The following is a 22,687-nucleotide window of genomic DNA, read 5'->3' as shown; positions in this document are numbered from 1 at the left end:
TTAATTTACAATAAATTCAGTTGAAATTTAACATAACTACGCATTAAAAGCTCAATTTTCTTGGGGTTTGAAACTCGTATTCTAGTACTTTTTATTTTAAATGCTGGTGTTTTTTTTAGTTTTTTAAGCAATTGTCTGTAATATCTATAAGCCATAAAAACACCAAATTTTGCTTCAATAGGAAGTTTTTTAATCCCACTTAGGCCTTTTTCAAAATCAGACTCAATGTCGTTAATAATCTCTTTCTTTGATACTTCATTTAAATTGTCCAAATCAGCATTAGGGAAGTAGCTTCTGTTTAAATCATCATAATCTGCTTTTAAATCTCTTAAGAAGTTTACCTTTTGAAATGCTGAACCTAAAGACATAGCAGTATCTTTTAATTTATCATATTTATTCTGATTTCCTTTAACAAAAACTTTTAGGCACATTAACCCTACTACATCGGCTGAACCATAAATGTAGTCTTTGTATTCAGCTTCCGTTAAGTAGTTAGTTTTATGTAAATCCAATCGCATACTTTTCATGAATGCATCTACCAAATCTTTATCAATATTGTATTTATGGAAGGTATGCTGGAATGAATTTAGAATTGGGTTCAAACTTATTTTTTGTTTTAAAGCTGATTCTAAATCTTGAGTGAATTCATTGAATAATAACTCTTTGTTATAATCATGAAATGAATCTACAATTTCATCTGCCAAACGTACAAACCCATAAATGTTGTAAATATCATTTCTAATAGAATTAGATAGCATTTTAGTAGCTAGTGAAAATGATGTGCTGTATGTTTTGGTGACTGTTTTACTACAGCTATAGGATATGGAGTCAAATAGTTGTTTCATGATTCGTGATGTTTAATTATTAATTCTGATACTAGTTTACCCGAAATTAATGCAGGTGGCACTCCAGGTCCAGGTACAGTAAGTTGACCAGTAAAATACAAATTATTTAATTTTTTACTTTTAAGTTTTGGCCTTAAAAATGCAGTTTGTAATAATGTATTAGCCATACCATATGCATTTCCTTTAAATGAATTATAATCTTTTTCAAAATCCTTAACACAGAATGATTCTTTAAATAGTATATGCGAGTTCACCTTTTGTGAAGTTAGATTTTCTAATCTAAATATAATTTTATTAAAATACGTTTCTCTTAACTCTTTCGTGTCTTTTATTCCTGGAGCCAACGGAATAAGAAAAATTGCAGCTTCTTTTCCCTCAGGGGCTGAACTATTATCAGTTTTACTTGGGAAACTTGCATAAAACAAAGGGTTTTCCGGCCATTTTGGGTCATCATAAATGGCATTGGCATGTATGTCAAAATCTACATCAAAAAACAAGGTGTGATGTTCAACATTTTGAATTTTCTTATCAAAACCTACATAAAATAATAATGCAGAAGGAGCGAATGTTTTTTTATCCCAATATTTTGAAGAATATTGCCTGTACTTTTTATCTAAAAGTGTTTCGGTGTGCCAGTAATCTGCTCCACTTAATATTACATCAGCATTATGAATATTGTTATTGCAGGTTATACTGGTACAAATTCCATTTTTTATGTTTATTTTACTAACAGAACTTTTTGTTTTTATCTTTACTCCAAGTTCTTTGGCAAGATTTTCCATTGCCAAAATAACTTGGTACATTCCTTTTTTAGGATGAAAGGTTCCTAAGCCAAAGTCAGCGTAATTCATAAAATTGTAAAATGATGGTGTGTTACTCGGTTTTGCACCTAAGAACAATACAGGAAATTCTAATATTTTTCTAAGCTTATCATTTTTAAAGAGTTTTCTAACATCTTGTTTTACATTGCTTACAAATTGACTTATTCTGGTTATTGTATTTACGGAAATCAATTCTAGAGGAGAAACCCCTGGTTTATAAACCAAATCTTTAATAGCAATATCATAATTATCTTTGGCCTTTGAAATAAATTTATGCAGACTTTTGGAGCTACCTTTTTCATTGGCTTCAAAGGTTTTTGAAATTTTTTCTAGAGTATCTTCAATGGTAATTACATCTTCTTTACCAAAATAAACACTATAAGCAGGACTAAGTTTATCTAGATTATAATAATCAGATGGTTTTTTATTAAAATCAGCAAAGAAACGTTCAAAAACATCAGGCATCCAATACCATGTTGGTCCTATATCAAAGGTGAAACCATCTTTTTTTAGTTGCCTGGCTCTACCTCCAATCGTTTCGTTTTTCTCTAGAATAGTAACTTTGTAACCCGCTTTAGCCAAATAGCAAGAAGCTGCTAATGAGGAGAAACCTGACCCTATTATTATAATATTTTTACTCATAATGTTTAACAAATATAGTAAAAAGTTAAACAAAATATATTTAAATCTTATAAAACTTCTGTTAACTCTTCTATACTTGAATAAATTGATATGTTTTTTGGTAATTCTTTGACATCGTACCCTATAAATTTAGGACCTAATAACATTAAGTTGTGTTCACTTTTATTCAGAAGTAAATTTCCAAAGTTATTAAGGTATGTTGATATTTTTTCAACTTCAGGATATACTGTAAAATAAGAAATAAATGTTATTTCATTGAAAAACTCTAGAACGCTTGTTAAACTTTCTAACGGTACACTTTCACCTAAAAAGATGGTATGGAAACCTTTGCTTCTTAATTGGTAATTTATAAATAACAACCCAATATCATGAATTTCGTTTTCTGGAAGATATAGGATGAAAGTTCTAGAATTTGGTTTTGGCTCTAAACTTTGTAGTCTTTCAATATTTAGAAGTATTTTTTGCTTTATGTGTGTGGAAAGAAAATGTTCATGAGCCGGTGTAATTGTGTCTGTTTGCCAAAGTATCCCTATTTCATTAAGCAATGGTAAAAAGACAGTATAGAAAATATCACTAAAGGTTTTATTTTCAATTAAGTTGTTATAGGTATTGTAAAAAAGTACTTGATCAAAATTAATCATTGCCATTTTAAATGCATTTATGGCATGGTCTTCAACTTTAGATCTTGAGGCTATTTCTCTAACTTTTATAGGGATTTCTTCTTCATTTAATTGAGCAATTTTAGAAATTTTATGGCCATTATTGTTTAAAAAAGAAATATTTAAAAGCTTTTGAAGGCTTTTAATACTATAGTTTCTAATATTAGTATCTGTTCTATTGGGCTGTAGTAAATTATAGCGCTTTTCCCATATTCTAATAGTATGTGCCTTAATTCCTGTAAGGTTTTCTAAGTCTTTTATACTAAAGTTAATCTGAATATTGTTCATTAAAAACTGTTATAAGTTAAACAAAATTAATCATTTTTATTGAGGCTATCTAATTATTTTTAAAAAAAGTGGTGATTATGCCATTGATGGACCAGGGTTTAATACAGATATTTTCTTTGTTAACACAATAGTAAAACCTATTTTTGATGAGGTTAATTTATACGCTTTTGCATCCAATTATACTATGTCTAAAATTTCTTCTTTTTATAAAATAAATTCATTTGTTTTTCTTTTTTTACTTGGAATTATATCTGTTGTTTCTTGTATTGAAAAGAAGCAAAATTATGTAGAAGTGAATCATGAAAATATTTTTGTTGCAACAGAAAAAATCCCGGATAGTCTTTTTTTAGGTGATAAGGTTTGTGCTAAATGTCATCAAGAAGAAGTTGAAGAATGGAGTGGTTCGCACCATGATAAGGCCATGCAGATTGCAACAAAAGAAACCGTTCTTGGAGATTTTAGCGATGCGTCTTTTTCTAGCCAAGGTGTGTATTCAAAGTTCTTTAAAAAAGAAGGTGAGTTTTATGTAAATACAGAAGGTCCTGATGGAAAAAACAATGATTATAAAATAGAATACACTTTTGGTATTACGCCTTTACAGCAGTATATTGTTAAGTTTCCTAATGGACATTATCAATGCTTAAGAACAGCTTGGGATACAGAGGAAAAAAAATGGTTTGACTTGTATCCAGATTTTAAGGTAGTGCATTCTGAATGGTTACATTGGTCTAGAGGAGGTTTAAACTGGAATAACATGTGTGCCGATTGTCATTCTACTAATGTTAGAAAAAACTATAATCAGAATAATCATAGTTACAATACAAAATATGCCATAATAAATGTTAATTGTGAGGCATGTCATGGTCCAGGTAATAATCATGTAAATCTGGTAAATAAGCTTGGAGATAAATATGCGTCTACTCAAGGTATGCAAATGACTAGTGATACTAATCCAAAAGAATTAGTAGATCAATGTGCTAGATGTCATATGCGCAGAGAGCAGTATTCCAGCCATTTTAATTTTGAAGGAACTATGATGGATCATTATTTTCCTCAAGTTTTAACCAATGGTTTGTATTATCCTGATGGACAGATTTTAGATGAGGTTTATGTATACGGCTCATTTGTTCAAAGTAAGATGTATAAGAATAATGTAACCTGTACTAATTGTCATAATCCACATACTTTAAAATTGAAGTTTGAAGGTAATGCTTTGTGTTTACAATGTCATGAATCGCCTAAGTATGATGTGACCTCGCATCATTTTCACGAATCAGGTAGTGATGGAGCGCAATGTATAAACTGTCATATGGATGGGAAAATTTATATGGGTAATGATTATAGACGAGACCATAGTTTTAGAATTCCAAGACCGGATCAAAGTATAAAATACGGAACACCTAATGCTTGCGTAAGATGTCATACAGATAAAAGCAATGAATGGGCTTGGGAGCATTTTAAAAAGAATTATGGAGAGCCGGATTACACTCATTTTTCGGACTTGTTGGCTCCTGGGTTTACGGGAGAAGAAGATGGGTATCATAATTTATTGACCTTAGCAAAAGATACCATTCACCCAGAAATTGCAAGAGCGTCTGCAGTTAATAGTATAGCAAATTATTATAATACTGAGGTAATTGATAATATGCTTCAGTTTTTAAATGATGAATCTCCAATTGTAAGAGGAGCTACTATTGATGCCTTAGGTGAAATTATAAACACAGATTATGTGAATTACTTTTTACCCCTTTTAAAAGACAGAAAGAGAACAGTTAGGGTTAAAGCATTTTTTGTAATTAGTTCTTTAGATGAACTTCAAATACCTGAAGAATACAAAGAAGTTTATAAAAAGGTCAAAAAAGAATTTGAAACTCACTTAAGTGTTACCTCAGATTTTGCAGGAGGTAGAGCTAAAAGAGGAATGTACTATTTAAAGAAAGGCGATTTGCTTAATGCTATTAAATCTTTTGAAAGCGCATTGGAAATTGAAAGTTTAAATAATATTATTAGAAGCAATTTGGCAAATCTATATTATAGAAATGGACAGTTTAAAGAAGCTGAAGAGGCTTTTAGAACAATTATAAGTCAGGAGCCAGAGTATGGACAAACTTATTATTCTTTTGCTTTATTGTTAGGTGAGCTAAATAGAACAGATGAAGCTATAACTCAAATGGAGTTAGCTGTAAAATATATGCCTGAAAATATCAGGTTTTATTATAACTTAAGTCTACTCTATGATAAGGTTAATAACTTTAAAAAGGCTGAAGGAGTAGCAGTTAAAGGTTTAAAAATAGCTCCACAAAACGGTGATTTGTTATATGTGTTAACATATATATACCAAAAGAATGGTCAAATAGGGAAAGCACTAAACATAGCTCGACAATTAGTGCAATTATATCCTAGCAATCAACAGTATTTGTCAATATATAATCAGTTAAGGCAAGTGCAATAAGAAAGTGCACACGAGAAGATTCGAACTTCCACGTCCATAAGGACACTGCCCCCTCAAGGCAGCGCGTCTACCAATTCCGCCACGTGTGCTTTATAAACAGGCTAAAATAAAAAAAGTTAAGCAATAGCTTAACTTTTTTATTTGTGACCGGGCTGGGGCTCGAACCCAGGACCCTCTCCTTAAAAGGGAGATGCTCTACCAACTGAGCTACCCGGTCATTTAATATCTAACGTTCCCGTTAGCGGGTGCAAATATAAAATCTATTTTTAATTAAACAATATTTTTTTTGAAGAAATTTTTGTTTTTTTGCGTTGCTTTAGCGTATGTTTTTAATAATCAAATTATAGCGTATAAATGATAATTGTTTTAATTGGATATATGGGGTCTGGAAAGTCTTCAATTGGTAGAAGATTAGTTAAGAAATTAGACTATCGTTTAATTGATTTAGATGATTTTATTGAAGAGAAAGAGAATGCTTCGGTAAAAGAGATATTTGAATCTAAAGGAGAAATATACTTCAGAAAAAAAGAAGAACAGTATTTAAAGGAGCTATTAAAGCTTAAAGAGAATGTAATTTTGTCATTAGGTGGAGGAACGCCATGCTTTGGTAACAATATGCAATATATTACTGAGGCAAAAAACGCAAAGAGTTTTTATTTAAAGGGTTCAATAACTAAACTTGCAGATAAGCTTATTAAGAAAAAAGCTAAACGTCCATTAATTGCACATATTGAAACTAAAGAAGCGTTGGCAGAGTTTATTGGTAAGCATTTATTTGAACGCTCTCATTATTACAGTAAAGCAGAGTACCATGTGGTGACTGATGGTAAAACTAAAGATGAAATTACCAAAGAAATTTTAGATTTACTCTAAAACAGCCTCATAGGCTTTACCTTCTAGAATAACATTTATATTATCATGCAATGAGGTAGATAAAGAAATGCCTTTAAAATCAGCTTTAACAGGATATTTTTTATGATTTCGGTTAACAAGAACGGCGGTTTTAAATTGCTTTAGAGGTACATTTAAAAAATGCTTTACACCATAAATTAATGTTGTTCCAGAATTTAAAACATCATCTACTAATATTAAAGATTTGTTTTTATAATCTTCTATAGATATAGATGTTTTAACTTCAGATTGCGGATTTTTCTTGTCAATGCTAACCTTACAAAGTACTGGGTTTATATCAGAGATTTTTTTAAGTGCAGCTTTTAATTTTTTTGCAAAAACATAACCGTTTTTATCAATGCCAGCCAGAATAACCTCTGTTTCATTTACATTGCTTTCGTATATCTGAAAAGCAATTCTTCTTATTTTATGGGTAATCTCGGTATGATTTAAAATCACATTATTTTTAACAGTCATTTTTTTTAAAATTAAAATATAAAATTACTCATTTTCCGTTGTATAATCATCAATATCCCGTCTATCTTTTTTAGTAGGTCTACCCGTGCCTTTCTTACGGTAATAATCTTTTGAATATTTCAAAAGTTCTTGAGCATCAAAAGCATCTTTTGGGGTCGTATCTGTTCTGTAAATGTCAACTAATTTAGCGCCAACTCGACTTTCAGGAATATCATTTACCTTAAGTTTATAATTTATTTGATTTTTTCTTAGTTCAATTTCATCTTGCGGATAAACTTCTCTACTAGGCTTAACTATTTCTTGGTTTATTCTTATATGTCCTTTTTTACATGCAGTAGTTGCTAGAGATCTAGTTTTGTAGTACCTAACACACCATAAATACTTGTCTATTCGCATATAATTATTACTAAAACTACGTTAATGTTATTGTGCAAGGTTATATTAAAATTGTATCTTGCGGGTCAAAAATAAACATAATTAAAAATTGCCATTAAATATTAACAACTAATAAGGTTTACTTCTGTTAATATTTAATATTGAAAAATAAAGTTTACATATGAAATTGGAAAGAATTAGTCTATTTATTTTATGCGTAATATTAGGTTTTGCCTCTTGTAAAAATGATGATGATGGGGATGATTTTGTTGAAGTTGAAGAAAATGATAGAACTGAACAACAGTTAATCGATAACGATGCCTTGGTGGAATTTTTAGAAACTCATTATTATAATAAAAGTGTATTTAATGCAAACTCTAATCCTAAGATTGCGGATTTAGAAATAAAAAGTACTGAGGGACTTACAATTTCTAGTGATGCAGATTCATTATTAATAAATGCTGTTGAGACTAAAACCACCACCTATTCTGATGCAGATTATGAGTATTATATATTAAAAATTAATGAAGGAGGAGGGACAAGTTCTCCCGCTTTTTGTGATAATGTTTATGTTACTTATCAAGGTTACACATTAGATGGTGATTTAAATGATTTAACAACATCATTTGATAGTAAAGTTAGCCCTTACAGAATAGATTTAACAGTCACAATTACTGCTTGGTCTTTAATTTTTCCACAATTTAATGTTTCAGATGGATTTATAGAAAACAATGATGGGACTGTAAATTATACAAATCATGGGGTGGGAGTTATGTTTGTACCTTCAGGCTTAGCTTATTTTTCGGGTTATATTAATAGTAAGCAATATGCTCCTCTAATATTTAAATTTGAATTATTTGAAACTACTCAAAATGATCATGATTTTGATGGTGTGCCTTCGTATTTAGAAGATTTAAATGGAGATGGTGAATTTTTGGTGTCACAAGATTTGACTGATGATACTGATGATGATACTGATGGAGATGGTTTCCCAGATTATATTGATACTGATGATGATGGAGATGGTGTGTTAACCGTTTATGAAGATTTGGAAGATATGGATTTAGAAGTTGATAGTGATGGAGATGGAGATCCAACTAATGATAAAGAAGGAGATGGAGACCCAACTAATGATGATACTGATGGAGATGGAATTCCTAACTATTTAGATCCTGATGATACAGAATCAAATAATACATAAATAAAAAATCCTCGACAAAAGTCGAGGTTTTTTTATTTAACTATTTGATTTTTATAGGAGAAGAGATAAACTTAAAATTAATTGATCTGGTCTAGTATCTAATCTATCAGGGTTTATGTTGTTATTCTGCAAAAAACTAGCTTCATTATTGCTGAAACCGCGCTCATACCTAACATCAATTCCTACCTTGTTTAAATTTAAACCAATTCCAAAATTTAAACCAATAGAAAAATCATTTTCAATACTATTAATTGAAATACCGTCAAATTCAGAATCTAAAATGTACTGAAATGAAGGGCCACCAAAAACACTAATTGGTCCTAAAACTTTTGCGCCAACCAATATAGGAGCATCAATTTTCTGCATGTTAAAACTATCAGCATCATAGTCACTTTTAGTACTGGTATATACAACCTCAGGTTTTAAGTAAATTTTGTCTCCAATTTTACCAAAAACGCCTATGTGATACCCAATATTTCTGTCAGGATTCTTGGCGTTAGTGCTTACAGAATCAAAATAATCGCCGTTGGCATTGTAATTTAAACCTGCTCTTAAACCAAATCCTTTGGCAACTTGGGCAGAGGCAAAAGTTGAGATTAAAGTAATAATTAGTAGGGCTAAATAATGATTTTTCATAATTTTCATAATTGTTCGTTTTAAGATTTGTTTAACATTATCAAAAACGTTGCCAAATGTAAATTATTTTCTTTTCATTGCAATCAATATCATTTTTCAGTTATTATCTTTGCCTCTTGTAGAAATAATAGAATGAAGTTTACATTAAACGCAAACGATTCACAAAGTAAGGCAAGGGCAGGAAAAATAGTCACAGACCACGGAGTTATAGAAACACCAATTTTTATGCCGGTAGGAACGGTGGCTACTGTTAAAGGAGTGCATCAACGTGAATTAAAACAAGATATTAACCCAGATATTATTTTAGGAAATACGTATCACCTGTATTTGCGACCTCAAACAGATATTATAGAAAAAGCTGGAGGGCTCCATAAATTTATGAATTGGGATAGAAATATTTTAACCGATTCTGGAGGTTATCAAGTATATTCATTGTCTGCTAACAGAAAAATAAAGGAGGAGGGAGTAAAGTTCAAAAGCCATATTGACGGTAGTTACCATACTTTCACTCCAGAAAATGTAATGGAAATTCAGCGAAGCATAGGAGCAGATATTATTATGGCTTTTGATGAATGTACACCTTACCCTTGTGATTATAATTATGCAAAGCGTTCAATGCATATGACGCATAGGTGGTTAGATAGATGTATTAATCATCTAGAAAAAACACCGCTAAAATATGATTGTAATCAAGCTTTTTTCCCTATAGTTCAGGGGAGCACATATAAAGATTTACGAAAGCAATCTGCAGAATATATTGCAAATTCTGGAGCAGTAGGAAATGCTATAGGTGGATTGTCAGTGGGAGAACCTGCGGAAGAGATGTATGCTATGACCGATGTTGTTTGCAGTATTTTGCCAGAAGATAAGCCTAGATATTTAATGGGTGTTGGTACTCCAATCAATATTTTAGAAAATATTGCGTTAGGAGTAGACATGTTTGACTGTGTAATGCCAACTAGAAATGCTAGAAATGGTATGTTGTTTACGGCACATGGTACGATAAATATTAAAAATAAAAAATGGGAGGATGATTTTTCTCCAATTGATGACATGGGTATAACTTTTGTGGATACTGAGTATAGTAAAGCTTATTTGCGTCATTTGTTTTCTGTTAATGAGTTACTTGGTAAACAAATAGCAACTATACATAATTTAGGTTTTTATCTGTGGTTGGTAAGAGAGGCTAGAAAACATATATTAGCTGGAGATTTCAGAGAGTGGAAAGACAAAATGGTTAAGCAAATGGATAAACGTTTATAGAATTACATGAAGATTCTAGACTGGTACATATTAAAGCGTTATTTGATAACATTTGTAATGTTGTTATTCCTTTTTATTCCTATAATGATTACAGTACATCTTGCTGAGAAAATAGGAAAGATTCTTGAAAATGAAGTGCCTCTTCCAGAAGTTTTATTGTATTTTCTTGATTTTACAATATATTTTACCTACTTACTTTTTCCCTTATTCTTATTTATATCGGTAATCTGGTTTACTTCTAAACTAGCTAATAATACTGAGGTTATTGCTTTTTTAAGTTCGGGGGTTTCGTTTACAAGGTTCTTAAGGCCTTATTTATATGGAGCAACAATTGTAGCTGTTTTTTCTCTGGTTTTAGGAATGTATCTAGCCCCAAAAGCAAGTGAAGGTTTTAATGATTTTACTTATAAATATTTAAAAAAACATAAAAAAGCAATTGATAACACTAATGTTTTTAGACAAATAAATGACAATGAAATTATTTATGTAAGTAGTTATGATGTAAATAATAAAAGAGGTAGTAATTTTACTTTAGAGCATTTTGAAGACAATAAATTGGCATATAAAATCTCCGCCACAACAATTAGATATCTTGAAAAAGACACATTATTTAGATTGTCTAATTATACTAAAAGAACAATATTAGAAAATGAAGATAAAATTGAGGTTTTAAGTAAAAAAGATACTCTTTTTGATTTTAAAGTGGAAGAACTTACTCCTCCTTTATACGCTGCTGAAATTTTAAGTTATGGAGATTTAAAGAAGTTTATAAAAGAAGAAGAAGCAAAAGGGTCTTCTCAAATTGGACGGTTTAAGTTAGTGCTGTATAGAAAGTGGAGTTTACCGGTTTCGGTATTTATATTAACCATTATAGCCGTAGCCGTATCTTCAATTAAGCGAAGAGGAGGTATGGGGGTAAATCTTGCTGCGGGTATATTGATTGCAATGATATTTGTTTTTTTTGATAAAATATTCGGAGTAATGGCTCAACAATCAGATTTTCCTCCTTTGGTTGCAGTATGGTTTCCTAATATCCTTTTTGGTATTTTAGCAATTTACCTTTTGCATAAAGCTAAACGTTAAAGACTTTTTAATGGTGAATGCTTTCCAAATGAATGAGTCAAAATGGATAAATTGTTTAGAAATAAATCTCATCTAAAAAATTATTTACACCTTCATTTATTAGTTTTTATTGCTGGTTTTACCGCTATTTTGGGGGAGTTAATTACTATTACAGCAGTTCCTTTGGTATGGTTTAGAATGGTTATAGCCTCCATTTTAATGTTTATATACATTAAAATTGCTAAGGTGAATATAAAAATTCAACCCAAGTCAGTTTTAAAACTTTCAATTGCCGGTATAATAATCGCATTACATTGGATAACCTTTTTTGGTGCTATAGATGAAGCTAATATTTCTATTGCTTTGGCCATGTTTTCAACAGGTGCCTTTTTCGCTTCGTTTATTGAGCCAATTGTTTATAAACGGAAAATCATTTGGTATGAAATTTTATTTGGGCTGTTGGTTATTGTTGGGGTATTCATTATAACTCAGAGTGAAATAAAATACCTTAAAGGTATAATTTTAGGAGTTACCTCGGCTTTTTTATCATCATTGTTTGCAGTTTTAAACGGAAGCTTTTTAAAACAGCATACCGCCACTGTTATATCTTATTATGAGTTTTTAAGTGGCGTTTTTTTTATTTCATTGTATCTGGGTTTTTTTACTAATGATTTCAATCAAGATTTTTTTAATTTAGGTCAATCAGACCTTGTTTACCTATTAATATTAGGCTCTGTTTGTACTGCGTATGCTTTTATAGCTTCGGTTTATGTTATGAAATTAATCAGTCCTTATACTGTTGTTTTAACTTATAATTTAGAACCCGTTTATGGTATTATTATGGCAATATTACTGTTTCCAGAAAAAGAAAAAATGAGTACTTCATTTTATTATGGCACAATTATTATTTTTATTACAGTGATACTGAACGGTATACTTAAAAATTCCAGAAAATTAAAAAGAAAATATTCTTAAGGCTTAATCAAAATTAAAGTTTTTATATTTGTAGCCTAACCAAAAGTTAATAGCATAAAATAGAATTCTTATGGAATATTTAGAATTTGAACTTCCTATTAAAGAACTAGAAGACCAACTTCAAAAATGTAAAGTTATAGGAGAAGAGAGTGAAGTTGATGTTACTGAGACTTGTGCTCAAATAGAAAAGAAACTAAAGGATACTCAAAAAGACTTATATAAAAACTTAACACCTTGGCAGCGTGTTCAGTTGTCCCGTCATCCAAATAGACCATATACAATGGACTATATTAACGCTATTTGTGGAGATTCTTTTTTAGAATTACATGGAGATAGAAATGTTAAAGATGATAAAGCAATGGTTGGTGGCTTAGGTAAAATAGGCGATCAAAGTTTTATGTTTATTGGTCAGCAAAAAGGATATAATACTAAAACTAGGCAGTATAGAAATTTTGGGATGGCAAACCCAGAGGGTTACCGTAAGGCTTTGCGTTTAATGAAATCTGCTGAAAAATTTGGAATTCCGGTTGTAACATTAATAGATACTCCAGGTGCATATCCAGGTTTGGAAGCTGAAGAGCGTGGACAGGGTGAGGCTATTGCTAGAAATATTCTGGAAATGGCACGTTTAAAAGTACCCATTATCACCATTGTAATTGGAGAAGGAGCATCTGGTGGAGCTTTAGGTATTGGAGTTGGTGATAAGGTGCTTATGTTAGAGAATGCTTGGTATTCTGTGATTTCTCCAGAAAATTGTTCTTCAATATTATGGAGGAGCTGGGAATATAAAGAACAAGCAGCAGAAGCACTTAAATTAACGGCTAGTGATGCCAAAAAAATTAAAGTTGTTGATGAGATAATTAAAGAACCATTAGGAGGGGCTCACAGAGATAGAGAAAAAACTTTTGTAACTGTAAGTAATACAATAGTGAAAACTTATGAAGGGTTAAAAAACTTATCACCAAAAGATTTAGTTGGTAAGCGTATGGATAAATATGCTAATATGGGTGTCTTTAAAGGATAACCCTTTTAAAACCATGATATAATGAAATCTGAAGTTTGTCGCTTCAGGTTTTTTTTATGCTTATTCACAATATAATTAAGTTATTAACAGTTAAATTGTTAACTGTTGGTTAAAATCGAAATGTAAATTTAACGTTAACAAACTATCTTTTTTAGTTACTTTCGTAGTTATGAAGCAACCAAGTCAAATTCAAGGATATAAAGTAGATAAAAGCACCTTAATAAACCTTGAAAAAGGTAAAATACCCCCTCAAGCCATTGATTTAGAGGAGGTTGTGCTTGGGGCTATGATGATTGATAAAAAGGGTGTTGATGAGGTTATTGATATTTTAAGCCCTGAAGCTTTTTATAAAGAAGCACATCAACATATCTTTGAAGCAGTATTTCAATTGTTTGAAAACAGTGAGCCAATTGACTTATTAACGGTTTCTACTCAATTAAAGAAGAATGCTAAGCTAGAGTTAGTAGGAGGTGACTTTTACCTTATTTCTTTAACTCAAAAAGTGTCTTCATCTGCGCATATTGAGTTTCATGCACGTATAATTCTTCAAAAATTCATACAACGAAGTTTAATTAAAATTTCTAACGAGATTATTGAAGATTCTTATGATGAAACTAAAGATGTTTTTGATTTATTAGATAAAGCAGAGTCTAAATTATACGAGGTAACACAGGGAAATATTAAAAAATCTAGTGAAACAGCGCAAGAATTAGTTATTCAGGCAAAAAAGAAGATTGAAGAAATCTCCAATAAAGAAGGTTTAAGTGGTATTCCAACAGGCTTTACTAAGCTTGATAAATTAACCTCGGGTTGGCAACCATCAGATTTAATAATTGTTGCAGCAAGACCTGGTATGGGTAAAACCGCTTTAACACTTTCTATGGCTAGAAATATTGCTGTAGATCAAAATATACCAGTGGCTTTTTTCTCATTAGAGATGGCGTCGGTGCAGTTAATTACGCGTTTAATTTCTAGTGAAACTGGTTTATCATCTGAAAAACTACGTACAGGAAAACTTGAAAAACACGAGTGGGAGCAATTAAATGTAAAGGTTAAGGGATTAGAAAAGGCACCACTGTTTATTGATGATACACCGTCACTTTCAATTTTTGATTTAAGAGCAAAAGCACGTCGTTTATCTTCGCAACATGGTATTAAATTAATCATGATTGATTATTTGCAACTTATGACTGGCGGAACTAGTCATGGAGGTAATAGGGAACAGGAAATATCTATGATTTCTAGAAACTTAAAGGCCTTGGCAAAAGAATTGAATGTTCCTGTAATTGCCTTATCACAGTTGTCTCGTGCTGTTGAAACACGTGGAGGAAGTAAGCGCCCATTACTATCAGATTTACGTGAGTCTGGAGCAATTGAGCAGGATGCCGATATTGTAAGTTTTATTTATAGACCAGAATATTATAAAATTGATGAATGGGATGATGAAGAGCGTTCCCCCACAGAAGGGCAGGCAGAATTCATTATAGCGAAACACAGGAATGGTGGATTAGAAAATATTAGGTTGAAGTTCTTAGGCCACTTAGGTAAGTTTGATAATTTAGATGATTTTGATTCGCCTTTTGAATTTCATTCTAAAATGAATGCTGCAGCTAATGATGATACCTTTAAGCCAGATAACTTTACAGCTAGTCCGGATCAAGCTTTTGGAAGCTCATTTAATAATGAAGATGATAATGAAGTACCGTTTTAAAAATTAATCTTCTGTTAAAGGAATTTCTATTCGAATAAAATTTAAGTATCTTTCGGTTCATGAGACATACTACTGCCCTAATATTTTTCTTCTTTTTTTCATATAATTCTTTTGCATCTTATATTCTAATACCAATGGATGTAGAAAGTCAAAAGAATCACCTTAAAGCATATGGCATTACTTATTGGAGTTTAAAGAAAGAACTGAAAGTAAAGTGGTTGCTCAATTATAGAGGAGGGTCTTTTTTATTGCCAGATACAGAAGAAATTCAAAGGGAATGTCAGATAAGGGGTGTTTCTTTTGAAGTTATCTCTAACACTAAAGCAGAATTTGTTCTTGAAGAAATAAGCAGTCCAAGTAAAAATATGGAAGCGGTAATATTGGAGAAAGCTCCAAAAATTGCTGTATATACCCCCAAAGGAAAACAGCCTTGGGACGATGCGGTTACAATGGTTCTAAAATATGCAGAAATTCCATATGAAACAGTTTATGATGAAGAAGTATTAAGTGATAACCTTTTATTGTTTGATTGGTTGCATTTACATCATGAAGATTTTACGGGTCAATATGGTAAATTTTATGGAGCTTACAGAGCAGCCTCTTGGTATATTAATGAAAAAAAGTCGGCAGAAGAATTGGCCTTAAAATTGGGTTATAATAAGGTTTCACAAGAAAAATTAGATGTTGCCCTGAAAATTAGAGATTATGTTATAGGGGGTGGATTTATGTTTGCCATGTGTAGTGCTACAGATAGTTTTGATATTGCTCTTTCTGCAGAGGGGGTTGATATTTGTGAACCTATGTTTGATGGAGACGGAAGTGAAGCTAGCTATCAGAATAAGATTGATTATTCAAAAACATTCGCATTCGAGAATTTTTCATTAGAAAGAAGCCCGTTAATTTATGAGTTTTCATCTATTGATATGACAAGGAAAAGGAATGTATCTAGAACAACTGATTATTTTTCTTTAATGGAATTTTCGGCTAAATGGGATCCGGTTCCCACAATGTTGTGCCAAAATCATACAGCTTTAATTAAAGGTTTTATGGGACAGACCACGTCTTTTACTAGAGACGAAATAAAACCTAATGTGCTAATTATGGGCGAAACAAAATTCAATGGAGAAGCAAAATACATTCACGGCATAAAGGGTAAGGGCTTTTTTACGTTCTATGGAGGGCATGATCCTGAAGATTATCAACATAGAGTAGGAGATTCAAAAACAGAACTAGATTTACATCCAACATCTCCAGGGTATAGACTTATTTTAAATAATGTGCTATTCCCAGCTGCTAAAAAAAAGAAGCAAAAGACCTAATTTAATCTTCTATTATATGCACTCTCTGGAAACTAAATAAAAATCCGTCACTTACTGGACCAGAAGATAACAGCGTGCCATCTAGAGTAAAACCATTAGTAAATAGCTCTAATTGTCCATATTCAGTACCATTAATACTTAAATAAGAATTGCCAGATAATTCATCTTGAGAATAATTATAAATTCCAGATTCTAGAAAATCCTCTTTGGTATCGTCATCGTTATTGTTAGTTATAGTTAAACTATCATTAGATCCATCAAACACCCATATAATAGTATTTAAATCAAATTGATCAGAAATCCCTGCTATTCCGCCAGTGACTTCAATTAAATGCCATTGTTCTATATAGGTCACTTCTTCTTCAGAAGAACTACTACTACTGTCTAGACTACAGTTGGTTATTAATATAAAACAAGATATTAAAAATGCTAACTTAATTTTCATGAGAATTATATATTATACTTACACTAATAAGGATGTTGTTTTTTAACAAAGGTTGCGTAAAACGTCAAAAGTAATTTTCATCTTTTAAATTAATAAATAAGTTGTTAATTTGAAAATTTAAAATAAACCAAATAGAATGAAAATATTTCAAAGAGAGACTAAATTAGAAGCTTATAGAAGGGGTTTTCACTTAATTACTGATGAAATTTTGAATGTCTGTCCAGAAATAAAAGATATTAAAGTTGGGCAGTTACAAGTATTCATAAAACATACTTCTGCTAGTTTAACAATTAATGAAAATGCTGATTATACGGTTAGACAAGATTTTGAAAGTCATTTCAATGAAATGGTTCCAGAAAACGTAGCATATTATAAACATACTTATGAAGGTTCAGATGATATGCCAGCGCATATTAAGGCGTCAATACTTGGCACTTCTGTACAAATACCTATTACCAACGGTAAACTTAATCTCGGTATTTGGCAAGGAGTTTATTTATGCGAACACAGAGATTATGGAGGGCAAAGGAATTTAGTGATAACAGTTTTTGGGGAATAAAAAATCCGACTCAAAAATGAATCGGATTTTTATTAAGCGAAAAAATATGTTTTACAATAGGCTAAGCGCCTTACTTTACTTTATCAATTACAGCTTTAAAAGCTTCAGGGTTATTCATAGCTAAATCTGCTAAAACCTTACGGTTTAATTCAATATTATTAGCTTTTAATTTCCCCATAAATTGAGAATAAGACAATCCGTGTTCTCTGGCACCTGCATTAATTCTGGTAATCCATAATGCGCGGAAAGTTCTCTTTTTGTTTCTACGGTCTCTGTACGAATATTGCATCGCTCTATCAACCGCATTTTTAGCTACTGTCCAAACGTTTTTACGTCTTCCAAAGTAACCTTTTGCTTGTTTGATAATCTTTTTTCTTCTAGCTCTTTTAGCTACAGAATTTACTGATCTTGGCATAATTTTAATTGTTTTTTGTAGTAGGCGGTCAAAATAATCTTTGACACTTTTATTGAGCCTAACTCCAGGGTTTATAATTTATTTAACCGGTTAAAACATGGGGTTACTTTAAACGTAACATAGTTTTAACATTATCCTCGTCACTCTTGTGTACTAAAGTATCATGAGTTAACGCAAGCTTGCGCTTTTTAGATTTTTTAGTCAATATATGACTCTTAAAAGCGTGCTTTCTTTTAATCTTACCAGTACCGGTTAACTTAAAACGTTTTTTGGCACTAGATTTTGTTTTCATTTTAGGCATTTCTTCTCCTAGTTTTAATTATTTCGCTTAATTATCTTCAAATACTGAATTTCTTCAGTATATTATTTCTTATCTTTTTTAGGAGCAATAAACATGGTCATTCGTTTTCCTTCAAGTTTAGGCATTTGTTCTACTTTACCAAACTCCTCTAAATCTTGAGCTAAACGTAATAACAAAATTTGTCCTTGCTCTTTAAATATAATTGAACGTCCTTTAAAAAACACAAAAGCTTTAAGCTTTGCACCTTCTTTTAAGAACTTTTCAGCATGTTTCTTTTTAAAGTTATAATCATGATCATCAGTTTGAGGTCCAAACCTAATTTCTTTAATTACAACCTTACTAGTTTTGGCCTTTAAAGCTTTATCACGTTTCTTTTGTTCATAAAGAAACTTCTTGTAATCCATAACTTTACAAACAGGCGGATCAGCTTTAGGAGAAATTTCAACTAGGTCTAAGCCTTGGTCATTGGCTATCCTCATGGCATCACCTTTGGTATAAATACCTATTTCTACATTATCTCCCACAAGTCGCAATTTTTGCGCCGTGATTTTAGAGTTAATCTTGTGTTTGTCTTCTTGAATCACCCTTCTTTGGGGCTGTCTTCTTCTTCTAATTGCTATGGCTTATCTATTTTTAAGTTAAACTTTAAAACGCTTTTAGCGTTTTTCTTATTTCTTTATTTATTATTTCTGAGAATGCTTCAATAGAAATCATTCCCAAATTTTCTCCACCATGCTTACGCACAGTTATATTACCTTCTTTTTCTTCTTGCTCGCCAATAATGATCATATAAGGATACTTCTGCATTTCGGCTTCCCGAATTTTCTTCCCAATAGTCTCGTTTCTATGGTCTACAAGGGCGCGAATTTCGTCATTTTCAAGCAAATTTAAAACTTTTTCAGAATATTTTTCATATTTCTCGCTAAGAGATAATATAATAGCTTGATTTGGCATAAGCCATAACGGGAAATTTCCTCCGGTGTGTTCAAGTAAAAGAGCAACAAAACGTTCCATACTTCCAAATGGTGCTCTGTGTATCATAACAGGACGGTGGAGCTCATTATCACTGCCTTTATAAGTTAAGTCAAAACGCTCTGGTAAATTGTAATCTACTTGAATAGTTCCAAGTTGCCATTTTCTACCTAAGGCATCCTTAACCATAAAATCTAACTTCGGACCATAAAAGGCAGCTTCGCCTTCTTCAATAATAAAATCTAATCCTTTATCAGATGCTGCATTAATAATAGCCTGTTCTGCCTTCTCCCAATTTTCAACATCACCTATATATTTGTCTGGATTTTCCGGATCCCTTACAGAAACTTGGGCAGTAAAGTTTTCAAATCCTAAAGAACCAAAAACATAAAGCACTAAATCAATAACATTTTTAAACTCTTGGTCTAATTGATCTGGTGTACAAAATAAGTGGGCATCATCTTGTGTAAATCCTCTTACTCTTGTTAAACCATGTAATTCTCCACTTTGCTCATATCTATATACAGTACCAAATTCTGCATAACGTTTAGGTAAATCTTTATAACTCCATTGAAAACTGTTGTAAATTTCACAATGATGCGGACAGTTCATTGGTTTTAATAAAAACTCCTCATCCTCTTTAGGAGTTTTTATTGGCTGAAAGCTATCTTCACCATATTTCGCATAATGACCTGAAGTAACATATAATTCCTTTTGACCAATATGTGGTGAAACTACCATTTCATATCCAGCTTTCTTTTGGGCAGCCTTTAAAAAGTTTTCTAAACGCTCACGTAACGCAGTTCCTTTTGGTAACCATAAAGGTAGACCTTGACCAACCTTTTGAGAAAAAGTAAAAAATTCTAATTCTTTACCTAGTTTTCTGTGGTCACGTTTTTTGGCCTCTTCTAATAAGTGTAAATACTCGGTAAGTTCCTTTTGCTTAGTAAATGAAATTCCATAAACTCTTGTTAACTGAGGTTTGTTTTCATCACCTCGCCAATAGGCTCCGGCAACACTCAAAACTTTAACAGCTTTAATAATTCCTGTGTTTGGAATATGACCACCGCGACATAAATCAGTAAAGGTAGAATGGTCACAAAAAGTTATGGTACCGTCTTCTAAATTCTCAATAAGTTCAGTTTTAAACTCATTATCTTTATATAATTCTAAAGCTTCAGCTTTGGTAGCAGATCGCATTTTAAATTCATGCTTCCCTCTGGCAATCTCAAGCATTTTGTTTTCAATAGCTTTAAAATCTTTTTCAGATACTACATGTTCGCCAAAATCAACATCATAATAATACCCATTTTCAATAGCAGGACCAATGGTAAGTTTCACTCCAGTGTATAATTCCTCAATAGCTTGTGCTAAAACGTGCGCAGAAGAATGCCAAAAAGCAGTTTTTCCAGCATCGTCTCTCCAGGTATAAAGCACTAATGATCCATCTGTGGTTAACGGGGTAGCGGTTTCAACAGTTGAGCCATTAAAACTTGCCGAAATTACATTTCTGGCTAACCCTTCGCTAATACTTTTAGCAACTTCCATCGGTGTAACGTTTTCCTTAAACGTTTTTACACTACCATCTGGTAAAGTAATATCTATCATCAATTCAATTTAAAATCAGGCTGCAAAGATAATAGTATATCCAAATCCACACAATATATATATAAGTATAATTTTATACATATATATAGTATCGATTTTTTTATAACGTTTCCCTCGTCCCTCAGGTCGGGCTTTCACTACTCAATCTTTTTGCCTTGGGGCAAAAAGGATTTCAAGCATGCCGTTCAATCCCTAACGCAGCCAGTTTCGTAAATAGTGTCATAGGTAAACATAGAAATATATAATAGGTGTATGTGATAAGTATTCATGTATAATACATATTAATGGTTTAGGGAGAGTGGTTTTGTGTCACTAGCTAAAATCAATTATTCTTTTTTGCAGCTATTTCATTGCTCTGTCAGATTTTTTGCGTATCTTTTCATTTCCCATTTTTGTCTACCCAATTTTTTTGTAATTTTTTTTGCATTGTAACTCTTTGGTATTAAGGGGTTAAAAAGTTTGTCTAAAAAAGATTAAAAAAAAGCTTAAAAAAGTTGTTGCGTAATAAAAAAAGGGTTGTATGTTTGCACCCGCAAAAACGGGGAATATAATTTTTGTTTGGGCGAAGTTCATAAGGATAATTTAGGTATTTGAAGTTTGGAAAAAAATTTTTCAAAAAAATATTTAAAAAGTTTTGTGAGTAAAGAAAAGGGTTTTATATTTGCACCCGCTTAACGAGGAAACGAGTTAAGGAAGTTAAGAAAAAGTTCATAAACATATTGAAATTGACAGCGTAAGAAGCTAATTGGAAACGATTAGTTTTAACAAGAGAATAAACCATTTTGAGTACTGAAGATTCTATTAGTTGTTAAATAGTAAAAGTCGTAAGAGACTTAAAAATTTAACGATGAAGAGTTTGATCCTGGCTCAGGATGAACGCTAGCGGCAGGCCTAACACATGCAAGTCGAGGGGTAACAGAGAGAGCTTGCTCTTTGCTGACGACCGGCGCACGGGTGCGTAACGCGTATACAATCTGCCTTGTACTGGGGGATAGCCTTTGGAAACGAAGATTAATACCCCATAGTATCATTTATCCTCCTGGATTTTTGATTAAAGGTTACGGTACAAGATGAGTATGCGTCCTATTAGCTAGATGGTGTGGTAACGGCACACCATGGCAACGATAGGTAGGGGCCCTGAGAGGGGGATCCCCCACACTGGTACTGAGACACGGACCAGACTCCTACGGGAGGCAGCAGTGAGGAATATTGGACAATGGAGGCAACTCTGATCCAGCCATGCCGCGTGCAGGAAGACTGCCCTATGGGTTGTAAACTGCTTTTGTACGGGAAGAAACACTCCTACGTGTAGGAGCTTGACGGTACCGTAAGAATAAGCATCGGCTAACTCCGTGCCAGCAGCCGCGGTAATACGGAGGATGCAAGCGTTATCCGGAATCATTGGGTTTAAAGGGTCCGTAGGTGGACTGGTCAGTCAGAGGTGAAATCCTGCAGCTTAACTGTAGAACTGCCTTTGATACTGCTAGTCTTGAGTCATTATGAAGTAGTTAGAATATGTAGTGTAGCGGTGAAATGCATAGATATTACATAGAATACCAATTGCGAAGGCAGATTACTAATAATGTACTGACACTGATGGACGAAAGCGTGGGTAGCGAACGGGATTAGATACCCCGGTAGTCCACGCCGTAAACGATGGATACTAGCTGTTCGGCTTCGGCTGAGTGGCTAAGCGAAAGTGATAAGTATCCCACCTGGGGAGTACGTTCGCAAGAATGAAACTCA

21 protein-coding genes, 2 tRNA genes and 1 rRNA gene (1 of these 24 running past the window's edge) are annotated in these 22,687 nt (G+C 32.3%); 11 read left to right on the top strand and 13 right to left on the bottom strand.

Annotated elements, in window-relative coordinates:
* Positions 1–5: 5 nt before the first annotated feature.
* From N1F78_RS01730 to N1F78_RS01720, 3 genes are read right to left on the bottom strand one after another with little or no spacing between them, the layout of a single operon-like run.
* Positions 6–845: a phytoene/squalene synthase family protein gene (locus N1F78_RS01730; protein WP_406684466.1), complete on the bottom strand. Its 840-nt coding sequence runs from the start codon at positions 843–845 to the stop codon at positions 6–8.
* Entirely contained in the window at positions 842–2,308 is a 1,467-nt protein-coding gene (locus N1F78_RS01725) for a phytoene desaturase family protein (protein ID WP_406684465.1), read from the bottom strand. Before N1F78_RS01725 ends, N1F78_RS01730 begins: the two co-directional genes overlap by 4 nt.
* A gap of 47 nt (positions 2,309–2,355) precedes the next feature.
* Positions 2,356–3,255: a MerR family transcriptional regulator gene (locus N1F78_RS01720; protein WP_406684464.1), complete on the bottom strand. Its 900-nt coding sequence runs from the start codon at positions 3,253–3,255 to the stop codon at positions 2,356–2,358.
* Between the two features lie 184 nt (positions 3,256–3,439).
* On the opposite strand from N1F78_RS01720, the gene N1F78_RS01715 reads away from it, so the two are divergent.
* Positions 3,440–5,707 carry a tetratricopeptide repeat protein gene (locus tag N1F78_RS01715; RefSeq protein ID WP_406684463.1) on the top strand — a complete coding sequence of 756 codons (2,268 nt, stop codon included), beginning with the start codon at positions 3,440–3,442 and terminating at the stop codon, positions 5,705–5,707.
* Positions 5,708–5,712: 5 nt separating this feature from the next.
* On the opposite strand, the gene N1F78_RS01710 is transcribed toward N1F78_RS01715, so the two are convergent.
* Both N1F78_RS01710 and N1F78_RS01705 read right to left on the bottom strand, forming a co-directional pair.
* A tRNA-Leu gene (locus N1F78_RS01710) sits at positions 5,713–5,796 on the bottom strand.
* Positions 5,797–5,851: 55 nt separating this feature from the next.
* Positions 5,852–5,924 (bottom strand) — tRNA-Lys (locus N1F78_RS01705).
* A 137-nt stretch (positions 5,925–6,061) separates the two neighbouring features.
* Between N1F78_RS01705 and N1F78_RS01700 the strand changes: the two genes are divergently transcribed.
* Positions 6,062–6,580 carry a shikimate kinase gene (locus N1F78_RS01700; RefSeq protein WP_406684462.1) on the top strand — a complete coding sequence of 173 codons (519 nt, stop codon included), beginning with the start codon at positions 6,062–6,064 and terminating at the stop codon, positions 6,578–6,580.
* Here N1F78_RS01700 and N1F78_RS01695 read toward each other — a convergent pair.
* Positions 6,572–7,075: a phosphoribosyltransferase family protein gene (locus N1F78_RS01695; RefSeq protein WP_406684461.1), complete on the bottom strand. Its 504-nt coding sequence runs from the start codon at positions 7,073–7,075 to the stop codon at positions 6,572–6,574. The two genes, N1F78_RS01700 and N1F78_RS01695, sit on opposite strands and share 9 nt — an antisense overlap.
* Positions 7,076–7,099: 24 nt before the next feature.
* Positions 7,100–7,471: an RNA-binding S4 domain-containing protein gene (locus tag N1F78_RS01690; RefSeq protein ID WP_406684460.1), complete on the bottom strand. Its 372-nt coding sequence runs from the start codon at positions 7,469–7,471 to the stop codon at positions 7,100–7,102.
* A 160-nt stretch (positions 7,472–7,631) separates the two neighbouring features.
* On the opposite strand from N1F78_RS01690, the gene N1F78_RS01685 reads away from it, so the two are divergent.
* Positions 7,632–8,651, top strand: a complete 1,020-nt coding sequence (locus N1F78_RS01685) for an FKBP-type peptidyl-prolyl cis-trans isomerase (RefSeq protein ID WP_406684459.1) — start codon at positions 7,632–7,634, stop codon at positions 8,649–8,651.
* A 51-nt stretch (positions 8,652–8,702) separates the two neighbouring features.
* Here N1F78_RS01685 and N1F78_RS01680 read toward each other — a convergent pair whose 3' ends face one another.
* Positions 8,703–9,287: an outer membrane beta-barrel protein gene (locus N1F78_RS01680; RefSeq protein WP_406685654.1), complete on the bottom strand. Its 585-nt coding sequence runs from the start codon at positions 9,285–9,287 to the stop codon at positions 8,703–8,705.
* Positions 9,288–9,419: 132 nt separating this feature from the next.
* Between N1F78_RS01680 and tgt the strand changes: the two genes are divergently transcribed.
* From tgt to N1F78_RS01650, 6 genes are all read left to right on the top strand, one after another.
* The gene (tgt, locus tag N1F78_RS01675; protein WP_406684458.1) at positions 9,420–10,550 is read left to right on the top strand and encodes a tRNA guanosine(34) transglycosylase Tgt; all 1,131 of its coding nucleotides are present in this window, start codon (positions 9,420–9,422) and stop codon (positions 10,548–10,550) included.
* A gap of 6 nt (positions 10,551–10,556) precedes the next feature.
* Complete coding sequence (locus tag N1F78_RS01670) at positions 10,557–11,633, top strand: LptF/LptG family permease (RefSeq protein WP_406684457.1); 1,077 nt, start codon at positions 10,557–10,559, stop codon at positions 11,631–11,633.
* Positions 11,634–11,675: 42 nt separating this feature from the next.
* Complete coding sequence (locus N1F78_RS01665; protein ID WP_406684456.1) at positions 11,676–12,587, top strand: DMT family transporter; 912 nt, start codon at positions 11,676–11,678, stop codon at positions 12,585–12,587.
* Between the two features lie 70 nt (positions 12,588–12,657).
* Complete coding sequence (locus N1F78_RS01660) at positions 12,658–13,611, top strand: acetyl-CoA carboxylase carboxyltransferase subunit alpha (RefSeq protein WP_406684455.1); 954 nt, start codon at positions 12,658–12,660, stop codon at positions 13,609–13,611.
* Positions 13,612–13,780: 169 nt separating this feature from the next.
* Positions 13,781–15,322: a replicative DNA helicase gene (gene dnaB / locus N1F78_RS01655; RefSeq protein WP_406684454.1), complete on the top strand. Its 1,542-nt coding sequence runs from the start codon at positions 13,781–13,783 to the stop codon at positions 15,320–15,322.
* Positions 15,323–15,456: 134 nt separating this feature from the next.
* Positions 15,457–16,641: an asparagine synthetase B gene (locus tag N1F78_RS01650; RefSeq protein ID WP_406685653.1), complete on the top strand. Its 1,185-nt coding sequence runs from the start codon at positions 15,457–15,459 to the stop codon at positions 16,639–16,641.
* Between the two features lies 1 nt (position 16,642).
* Here the strand turns inward: N1F78_RS01650 and N1F78_RS01645 are convergent, their stop codons facing one another.
* Positions 16,643–17,086, bottom strand: coding sequence for a hypothetical protein (locus tag N1F78_RS01645; RefSeq protein WP_406684453.1), 444 nt, complete (start codon positions 17,084–17,086; stop codon positions 16,643–16,645).
* 136 nt (positions 17,087–17,222) lie between these two features.
* On the opposite strand from N1F78_RS01645, the gene N1F78_RS01640 reads away from it, so the two are divergent.
* Positions 17,223–17,645, top strand: a complete 423-nt coding sequence (locus tag N1F78_RS01640; RefSeq protein WP_406684452.1) for a secondary thiamine-phosphate synthase enzyme YjbQ — start codon at positions 17,223–17,225, stop codon at positions 17,643–17,645.
* Positions 17,646–17,715: 70 nt separating this feature from the next.
* Here the strand turns inward: N1F78_RS01640 and rplT are convergent, their stop codons facing one another.
* The 4 genes from rplT to thrS form a co-directional block, all read right to left on the bottom strand.
* On the bottom strand, positions 17,716–18,060 hold the full coding sequence (gene rplT / locus N1F78_RS01635) for a 50S ribosomal protein L20 (protein ID WP_248722544.1): 345 nt from the start codon (positions 18,058–18,060) through the stop codon (positions 17,716–17,718).
* A 103-nt stretch (positions 18,061–18,163) separates the two neighbouring features.
* Positions 18,164–18,361 (bottom strand): 50S ribosomal protein L35, encoded by a 198-nt coding sequence (gene rpmI, locus N1F78_RS01630; RefSeq protein WP_102754533.1) that lies wholly within the window; start codon positions 18,359–18,361, stop codon positions 18,164–18,166.
* Positions 18,362–18,423: 62 nt separating this feature from the next.
* Positions 18,424–18,942 (bottom strand): translation initiation factor IF-3, encoded by a 519-nt coding sequence (gene infC / locus N1F78_RS01625; protein WP_406685652.1) that lies wholly within the window; start codon positions 18,940–18,942, stop codon positions 18,424–18,426.
* Between the two features lie 64 nt (positions 18,943–19,006).
* Positions 19,007–20,941 (bottom strand): threonine--tRNA ligase, encoded by a 1,935-nt coding sequence (gene thrS / locus N1F78_RS01620; protein ID WP_406684451.1) that lies wholly within the window; start codon positions 20,939–20,941, stop codon positions 19,007–19,009.
* An 844-nt stretch (positions 20,942–21,785) separates the two neighbouring features.
* Here thrS and N1F78_RS01615 point away from each other — a divergent pair.
* Positions 21,786–22,687 (top strand): 16S ribosomal RNA (locus N1F78_RS01615); it runs 618 nt beyond the window's last position.

The sequence above is a fragment of the Seonamhaeicola sp. MEBiC01930 genome, from assembly GCF_045277075.1.
Lineage (GTDB): Bacteria > Bacteroidota > Bacteroidia > Flavobacteriales > Flavobacteriaceae > Seonamhaeicola.
The sequence above is the reverse complement of the archived record's forward strand: the minus strand, read 5'-3'. Positions and strand labels throughout refer to the sequence as shown.

Excerpts from the sequence above, each read along its gene's own strand:
- N1F78_RS01730 (WP_406684466.1), bottom strand. The coding sequence starts at position 845 with ATGAAACAACTATTTGACTCCATATCCTATAGCTGTAGTAAAACAGTC.
- N1F78_RS01725 (WP_406684465.1), bottom strand. The coding sequence starts at position 2,308 with ATGAGTAAAAATATTATAATAATAGGGTCAGGTTTCTCCTCATTAGCA.
- N1F78_RS01720 (WP_406684464.1), bottom strand. The coding sequence starts at position 3,255 with ATGAACAATATTCAGATTAACTTTAGTATAAAAGACTTAGAAAACCTT.
- N1F78_RS01715 (WP_406684463.1), top strand. The coding sequence starts at position 3,440 with ATGTCTAAAATTTCTTCTTTTTATAAAATAAATTCATTTGTTTTTCTT.
- N1F78_RS01700 (WP_406684462.1), top strand. The coding sequence starts at position 6,062 with ATGATAATTGTTTTAATTGGATATATGGGGTCTGGAAAGTCTTCAATT.
- N1F78_RS01695 (WP_406684461.1), bottom strand. The coding sequence starts at position 7,075 with ATGACTGTTAAAAATAATGTGATTTTAAATCATACCGAGATTACCCAT.
- N1F78_RS01690 (WP_406684460.1), bottom strand. The coding sequence starts at position 7,471 with ATGCGAATAGACAAGTATTTATGGTGTGTTAGGTACTACAAAACTAGA.
- N1F78_RS01685 (WP_406684459.1), top strand. The coding sequence starts at position 7,632 with ATGAAATTGGAAAGAATTAGTCTATTTATTTTATGCGTAATATTAGGT.
- N1F78_RS01680 (WP_406685654.1), bottom strand. The coding sequence starts at position 9,287 with ATGAAAAATCATTATTTAGCCCTACTAATTATTACTTTAATCTCAACT.
- tgt (WP_406684458.1), top strand. The coding sequence starts at position 9,420 with ATGAAGTTTACATTAAACGCAAACGATTCACAAAGTAAGGCAAGGGCA.
- N1F78_RS01670 (WP_406684457.1), top strand. The coding sequence starts at position 10,557 with ATGAAGATTCTAGACTGGTACATATTAAAGCGTTATTTGATAACATTT.
- N1F78_RS01665 (WP_406684456.1), top strand. The coding sequence starts at position 11,676 with ATGGATAAATTGTTTAGAAATAAATCTCATCTAAAAAATTATTTACAC.
- N1F78_RS01660 (WP_406684455.1), top strand. The coding sequence starts at position 12,658 with ATGGAATATTTAGAATTTGAACTTCCTATTAAAGAACTAGAAGACCAA.
- dnaB (WP_406684454.1), top strand. The coding sequence starts at position 13,781 with ATGAAGCAACCAAGTCAAATTCAAGGATATAAAGTAGATAAAAGCACC.
- N1F78_RS01650 (WP_406685653.1), top strand. The coding sequence starts at position 15,457 with ATGGATGTAGAAAGTCAAAAGAATCACCTTAAAGCATATGGCATTACT.
- N1F78_RS01645 (WP_406684453.1), bottom strand. The coding sequence starts at position 17,086 with ATGAAAATTAAGTTAGCATTTTTAATATCTTGTTTTATATTAATAACC.
- N1F78_RS01640 (WP_406684452.1), top strand. The coding sequence starts at position 17,223 with ATGAAAATATTTCAAAGAGAGACTAAATTAGAAGCTTATAGAAGGGGT.
- rplT (WP_248722544.1), bottom strand. The coding sequence starts at position 18,060 with ATGCCAAGATCAGTAAATTCTGTAGCTAAAAGAGCTAGAAGAAAAAAG.
- rpmI (WP_102754533.1), bottom strand. The coding sequence starts at position 18,361 with ATGCCTAAAATGAAAACAAAATCTAGTGCCAAAAAACGTTTTAAGTTA.
- thrS (WP_406684451.1), bottom strand. The coding sequence starts at position 20,941 with ATGATAGATATTACTTTACCAGATGGTAGTGTAAAAACGTTTAAGGAA.